Raw genomic sequence first — 6,836 nt, forward strand, 5'->3', positions numbered from 1 at the left:
ACGACGATCTCGCCCTTCGGCGGCGCTTCGGCGTAGCGCGCGGCGAGCGACGAGAGCGTGCCGGTGACGGCTTCCTCGAACTTCTTGGTGATCTCGCGCGTGACCGCCGCCTCGCGGTCGCCCAGCCCGGCGGCGAGCGCGGCGAGGCAGGCGGCGAGGCGCGGACCCGATTCGTAGAAGACCAGGGTGGCGCGGATCGCCGCGACCTCCGCGATCGTCTCCGCGCGCGCCTGTTCCTTCGACGGCAGGAAGCCCATGAACAGGAAACGGTCGGTCGGCAGCCCGGCCAGCGTCAGCGCGGCGACCGCGGCGCACGGGCCGGGGATCGTCACCACCGCATGGCCAGCCGCGCGCGCCTCGCGCACCAGCTTGAAACCGGGATCGGAGATCAGCGGCGTGCCCGCGTCGCTGACCAGCGCCACCGCCTCGGTGCCCATGCGCGCGATCAGTTGCGGGCGGACGTGCGCGGCATTGTGATCGTGATAGGGGGTCATCGGCCGCTTGACCCCGATATGGCGGAGCAGCCCGGCAGTCACGCGCGTGTCTTCCACCGCGATCACAGCGGCTTGGCTCAAGACCTCGGCCGCACGCGGTGACAGATCACCGAGATTGCCGATCGGGGTGGCGACGATATACAGCCCAGGCGTCAACGAGTTCACGAGGGGTGTCATGGCAGAGGCGATCACCTGGCCGCAACGGTCCAGAGCACTTTCGCGATTCGTCGCGTTCATGGGCGCGATACTGCTTTCCGCCTGTTCCACGGTCGTGCCCCGCGCGCCGATGGAGCCGGGGCGGCCGCAGACCGGCGCGCAGGCGCCGCGGCCGACCAACCCCGAAGTGGTGCAGGGCCTGCCGCAGGATGTCGCGCGCAACCGCGTGGCGTTGCTGGTCCCGCTGTCGGGCGGCAATGCCGGGGTGGGCAAGAGCCTGGCCAATGCGACGCAGCTGGCGCTGCTCGACACCCGCAACCAGCAGGTGCGCATCACCAATTACGACACCGCGCCCGGCGCGGCGCAGGCGGCACGGCGCGCGATCGCGGACGGTGCGCAACTGATCCTGGGGCCGCTGCTCGCCGATGACGTGCGCGCGGTGGCGCCGATCGCGCGCGCCGCCGGGGTGCCGGTATTGTCCTTCTCCAACGACGTCAGCGTCGCCGGCAATGGTGCCTACCTGCTGGGCTACGCCCCGGCACAGGCGATCGAGCGTGTCGTCGCTTATGCCAGCGGCAAGGGGATCAGCAATTTCGGCGGGCTGGTGCCCAATGCGCTGTACGGCAGCCGGGCGTCGACCGCGTTCCTGCGCGCGGTGGAGGATGCCGGCGGGCGCGTCGTCTCGCTCCAGACCTATGACCGCGGCGCGGTGGGCGCGGCGGTGCAGCGCATGGCCAAGGACGCGCCGTTCGGTGCGGTGCTGATCGCGGACAGCGTGCCCGCGGCGAGCGCGGCGGTGCCGCTGCTGCGCCGCGCCAGCCCGTCGACGCAGGTGCTGGGCACCGAATTGTGGAATTCGGACAATAACGTCGCGTCGGCCAGCGCGCTGAACGGCGCGTGGTTCGCCAGCGTGCCCGACAATCTGTACCGCCAATATGCGCGCAATTACCGCGCGCGGTTCGGCACCGCGCCGTACCGGCTGTCGAGCCTGGGGTATGACTCGGTGCTGCTGGTGGTGCGGATCGCGCGCGACTGGCGCGCGGGCACGCCCTTCCCCGAGGCGCGGCTGCGCGATTCGGACGGGTTCGCCGGGATCGACGGCGCGTTCCGCTTCGGCCGCGACGGCGTGGCCGAGCGCGCGCTGGAGGTGAAGGAAATCCGCGGCGGGGCGACCGTGACGGTATCGGCGGCGCCGACCGGATTCGGGAAGTAACGGGGCGGAGCGGGGTCACGCGAAGACGTGAAGAGGGTTTTTGCGCAGAGGCGCAGAGAGAGGGCGATCAGGGCGCGGTAGCGCGCCTTTCCATGCCGTTTGCGTGACGGGTGTGATCGCCTGCGGCGCGATCCTCTCCGCGTCTCTGCGTCTCAGGGCGAGCAAATCTCCTTTGGCCGCTCAGACGGTGAGGCGGAAGCGGAAGACACGGCTGGGGCCATCTTCGGGGACGACGTAGAGGTCGCGGCCGTCGATCGCCATGCCTTCGCCCGTGTACGGCCCGCCGCGGCCGAACGGGCGGATTGGGCCGATCGCGCCGGCGCGCAGCGTGCGCCGGACCGTCATCGTCGGCCAGTCGAGCCAGTCGACCGTGCCGCTCCACCAATTGGTGTTGCCCCCGGCGACCAGGTGGCCGCCCTCGAACTTCATGTCCTGATAATGGGTGCGCGACGGGTTGGGGACGGCGCGCAGGTGGCGCGGATCGTCGGGATCAATGACGTAGAGCAGCCGGCTGTCCCAATTACCTGCGACCAGCCGGCCGGGGGCGGCGGCGATGCAGCCGATATGGTCGGCGACGCGGATGCGGCGGCGGACGTGGAGCGTCCCGGCATCGATCTCCAACAGCACGGACGAACTGTCCGGGCGCATTTCCGCGACCGGAACCCACAGCGAGTCCCCGCTGCGCGAGATGCCGCCGGGGTGGTAGCGCACGCCGTCGGTCAGCTCGATCCGGCGCAGGAATCGCCCGGTCGCGCGATCGAATTCATGCAGATAGCCGCGGCGGCTGCGCCGGTCGACCGAGGTGACCCACAGCCGCGGGCCGTCGATCTCCAGTCCCTGGACATGGAACAGCTCGCCATCCAGCGGCAGCGTGCCGATCAGCCGCGTCCCCTCGATCGCGTCGTCCGGGCGGGCGGGTGCGCGCGCCGCCGAGAGTGCGGCGAACACGACCAGCAGCGCGAGTAGGCCGGGGCGGCGGGGCGTTCGAGGTGAGCGGGACTGGCGGAACATGCGCGAACGGCTCCATCACCGTTGGTGTCGCCGCGCGCCTGACACGGGGATATGTCAGCACGATGGGATTTGCGTTTCGGTTTGATGAGAGCGGGCTGTTTGATGAGAGCGGCGGTTGACCGCGCCGCGCCGCATCGCTACCCGGCGCCGCGACATCGCTGAACCACTCGCGCGCCGAGTCCTGTCGAAGGGCGCGCGGGTTCGCCCGGCAGGCGGAGACCTGTATCCATGGCCAACGTAGCAGTCATCGGCGCGCAATGGGGCGACGAAGGCAAGGGCAAGATCGTCGACTGGCTGGCCGAGCGCGCCGACATGGTCGTGCGCTTCCAGGGCGGGCACAACGCCGGCCACACGCTGGTGGTGGGCGAGAACGTCTATAAGCTGTCGCTGCTGCCCTCGGGGATCGTGCGCGGCACGCCGTCGGTGATCGGCAACGGCGTGGTGCTGGACCCGTGGGCGCTCAAGGCGGAGATCGAGCGGCTGGCGGCGCAGGGCGTCGTCGCGACGCCCGAGACGCTGCGCATCGCGGACAATTGCGCGCTGATCCTGCCGTTCCACCGCGACCTGGACGGGCTGCGCGAGGATGCGTCGGGCGCGGGGAAGATCGGGACGACACGGCGCGGGATCGGCCCGGCGTATGAGGATAAGGTCGGCCGGCGCGCGATCCGCGTGTGCGACCTGGCGCATCTGGGCGATCTGGGGCCGCAGCTGGACCGGTTGACCGCGCATCACGACGCGCTGCGCGCCGGGTTCGGGGAGCCGCCGATCGACCGCGACGCGCTGGTCGCGGAACTGCGTGATATCGCCGGTTTCGTCCTGCCGTTCGCCAAGCCCGTCTGGCGCGACCTGAACGAGGCGAAGGAGGCCGGGCGGCGCATCCTGTTCGAGGGCGCGCAGGGCGTGTTGCTGGATATCGACCACGGCACCTATCCGTTCGTGACCAGCAGCAACACGATCGCGGGCACCGCGGCGGGCGGATCGGGGCTGGGGCCGGCGGCGGTCGGCTTCGTGCTGGGGATCGCCAAGGCCTATACCACGCGCGTCGGATCGGGGCCGTTCCCGACCGAGCTGGAGGACGACATCGGCGAGCGGCTGGGACAGCGTGGGCATGAATTCGGCACGGTCACCGGCCGCAAGCGGCGCTGCGGCTGGTTCGACGCGGTGCTGGTGCGCCAGTCGGCGGCGGTCGGCGGGATCACCGGGATCGCGCTGACCAAGATCGACGTGCTGGACGGGTTCGACGAGGTGAAGATCTGCACCGGATACCGACTGCGCGGCGAAGTGCTGGATTATTTTCCGTCGCATGCCGCCGACCAGATGGCGGTCGAGCCGGTGTACGAGATGATGGAGGGCTGGCACGAATCGACCGCGGGCGCGCGCAGCTGGGCCGACCTGCCGGCGCAGGCGATCAAATATATCCGCCGCGTCGAGGAATTGATTCGCTGCCCCGTGGCGCTGGTGTCGACCAGTCCAGAGCGCGAGGACACGATCCTGGTCCGCGATCCCTTCGCGGACTGACGCGTCTGTTCCGCGATGGATTCGCGGAACGGCCCCGCCCCGGAATGTCCGGGACGGGGCCGTTCACGGTCGGGTGACCGCAGTTACGCCTGCGGCGGGGTCGTGCCGGTCGGCGGTGCGGTGGGACCGGTGGTCCCGGTCATCGGATCCGGGCTGGCCGGGGTGCCCATCGTCGCGGAGGGATCGCCCGTAGACGGCGACATTGTATCTGGGGCCGGCGTCGCGGTGCCGTGCGGGCGGGTCGAAGGGCGCCTAGTGTCGTGCCCACGATGGTCGGGCATCGGCGTCGTACCGGTACCCGGCGCCGTCTGCATTCCGGTGGTACCGGGCTGGCCGGTCGTGGTGCCGGTGGCGGGCGGAGACATCGTCTGGGCCGATGCCGCGGCGGGAAGCAGCAGGGCCGCCGTCGCCAGAATGATCGTCGAGCGCATGATAACCTCTCCTGTGTTTTCAAGCGCTTCAACGGCTTGGGACCAGGGGATGTTCCGCGCTTCGACGGGCCGCAACGCCGCTTGGTCGCGGCGGCGGGTGGCCCCGCCCCCCGTAGAGGGGCGAGGCCGGTGCGTCACCGCGGCTTGGCGGTGGCGGTCGTCGAGATGCCGCCGGCGGTGCCGGCGCTCATGCCCGAGGAATCGGCACTGGTGCCGCCGGCGACGCCGCCGCCGGTCGCGACCGAGCCGTTCGGGGTGTTGACCGTCGCGCCAAGCGCGCCGTTGCCGCCCATCGTCGCACCGCCCGACGATGCGGAGGTCGCGCCGTTGGCGCCGCCGGTCACGCCGAGGCTGGTGCCGTTGACGGTATCGCCCACCTGCTGGCCGGTCTGGCGCGCGGTGGCGGCGGTACGGTCCGCGGTGCTGCGCGCGGCGGCGCGGGTGCGATCGGCGGCGCTGCGCGTCGCCTCACGCGTGCGTTGCGTCGTGCGGGCGGCGGTATCGCGGACCGCGCTGGTGTCGGGCGTCTGCAGCTGGCCCGTGGCGGTGCCGCCGAGCGTGCCGCCGACCTGACCCACGGTGCCGCCGACCGTGCCGCCCAAGCCGCCACCGACGCCACCCGCCAGCTGCGCCGATACGACGCCCGGGACGAACAGGGCCGCGGAGGCCAGAAGGATGGTGATACGCATATCCATTCTCCTCACAATTACGCAGGAGCAACGATGCGATCGGTGGAATCGTTCCCGAACCGGTACTATAACATCACCCGCATTGGGCACGGTGGAGCAGCGCCTGATCGGCGAGCACCAGCGCGACCATCGCCTCCACCACCGGCACGCCGCGGATGCCGACGCACGGATCGTGGCGGCCCTTGGTGGCGATATCGGCGGCCTGGCCGGTGCGGGTGATCGTTTCGACCGGGGTCAGGATCGAGCTGGTCGGCTTGAACGCGGCGCGCACGCGGATCGGCTGGCCGGTGGCGATCCCGCCCGCGATCCCGCCGGCGTGGTTGGCCAGGAAGCGCGGGCCGCCGTCGCCGGGGCGCATCGGATCGGCATTCTGTTCGCCCGACAGCGCCGCCGCGGCGAAGCCGTCGCCGATCTCCACCCCCTTCACCGCATTGATCGACATGATCGCCGAGGCCAGTTCGCTGTCGAGCTTGGCATAGAGCGGCGCGCCCCAGCCGGCGGGCACGCCGGTCGCCTCGCACGCGATCACCGCGCCCAGCGAGGAGCCGGACTTGCGCGCGGCATCGACCTTCGCCTCCCAGCGCGCGGCGGCGGCGGCATCGGGACAGAAGAACGGGTTGGCGTCGATCTGCGCATCGTCGAACGCCGCCGGGTCGACCGCATCGCCGCCGATCGCCTCCACCCAGGCGCGCACGCGCACCTGCGGCACGACCGCGCGCGCCACCGCGCCCGCCGCGACGCGCGCGGCGGTTTCGCGTGCCGACGACCGCCCGCCGCCGCGATAGTCGCGGAAGCCGTATTTGGCGTCATAGGCGTAATCGGCATGGCCGGGCCGATAGGCGAGCGCGACGTCGGAATAATCCTTCGACCGCTGGTCGACATTCTCGATCATCAGGCTGATCGGCGTGCCGGTCGTCTTCCCGTCGAACACGCCGGACAGGATGCGCACCTGATCGGGTTCGCGGCGCTGGGTGGTGAAGCGCGACTGGCCGGGGCGGCGCTTGTCGAGCCACGGCTGGATATCCTGTTCCGACAGCGCGATCCCCGGCGGGCACCCGTCGACCACCGCGCCCAGCGCCGGCCCGTGGCTTTCCCCCCAGGTGGTAAAGCGGAAGACGCGGCCGAAGGTGTTGAAGCTCATCGCGGTGTACCGGGGGGGAAGGCGGGGGCGAACATGGCGCTCGCCATGACAGATTGCGCGCGGCTATGACAGGGGCGTGATCGCGCGGGGGAGCGGCGCCGGGGGGCGTCGCCACGCGATTCGGCGAAGGGGAATATCCGGTGGCGAAGGTGAGGACGGCGGCCCTGCTGATGGCGGGGCTGG

7 protein-coding genes are annotated in these 6,836 nt (G+C 71.2%); 2 read left to right on the forward strand and 5 right to left on the reverse strand.

Annotation, left to right across the window (positions count from 1 at the left end; all coding sequences use genetic code 11):
• Window positions 1-671 (reverse strand): 16S rRNA (cytidine(1402)-2'-O)-methyltransferase (gene rsmI / locus AX685_RS02740; RefSeq protein WP_066485201.1); only part of this gene is annotated, 671 nt, incomplete at its 3' end.
• Between rsmI and AX685_RS02745 the strand changes: the two genes are divergently transcribed.
• Window positions 670-1,863 carry a penicillin-binding protein activator gene (locus AX685_RS02745; RefSeq protein WP_066485185.1) on the forward strand — a complete coding sequence of 398 codons (1,194 nt, stop codon included), beginning with the start codon at window positions 670-672 and terminating at the stop codon, window positions 1,861-1,863. The two genes, rsmI and AX685_RS02745, sit on opposite strands and share 2 nt — an antisense overlap.
• Before the next feature lie 180 nt (window positions 1,864-2,043).
• Here the strand turns inward: AX685_RS02745 and AX685_RS02750 are convergent, their stop codons facing one another.
• Window positions 2,044-2,874 (reverse strand): DUF6454 family protein, encoded by an 831-nt coding sequence (locus AX685_RS02750; RefSeq protein ID WP_141397037.1) that lies wholly within the window; start codon window positions 2,872-2,874, stop codon window positions 2,044-2,046.
• Window positions 2,875-3,102: 228 nt separating this feature from the next.
• Here AX685_RS02750 and AX685_RS02755 point away from each other — a divergent pair, with 228 nt between their 5' ends.
• Complete coding sequence (locus AX685_RS02755) at window positions 3,103-4,392, forward strand: adenylosuccinate synthase (RefSeq protein ID WP_066485195.1); 1,290 nt, start codon at window positions 3,103-3,105, stop codon at window positions 4,390-4,392.
• An 83-nt stretch (window positions 4,393-4,475) separates the two neighbouring features.
• On the opposite strand, the gene AX685_RS21365 is transcribed toward AX685_RS02755, so the two are convergent.
• The 3 genes from AX685_RS21365 to aroC form a co-directional block, all read right to left on the reverse strand.
• Entirely contained in the window at window positions 4,476-4,823 is a 348-nt protein-coding gene (locus AX685_RS21365; RefSeq protein ID WP_156445629.1) for a hypothetical protein, read from the reverse strand.
• 134 nt (window positions 4,824-4,957) lie between these two features.
• Window positions 4,958-5,512, reverse strand: a complete 555-nt coding sequence (locus AX685_RS02760) for a hypothetical protein (RefSeq protein ID WP_156445630.1) — start codon at window positions 5,510-5,512, stop codon at window positions 4,958-4,960.
• Window positions 5,513-5,585: 73 nt separating this feature from the next.
• Entirely contained in the window at window positions 5,586-6,653 is a 1,068-nt protein-coding gene (aroC, locus tag AX685_RS02765) for a chorismate synthase (protein WP_066485199.1), read from the reverse strand.
• Between the last annotated feature and the right edge of the window lie 183 nt (window positions 6,654-6,836).

Source organism: Sphingomonas sp. CCH9-F2 (assembly GCF_001556735.1).
Classification (GTDB): Bacteria; Pseudomonadota; Alphaproteobacteria; order Sphingomonadales; family Sphingomonadaceae; genus Sphingomonas; species Sphingomonas ginsenosidimutans.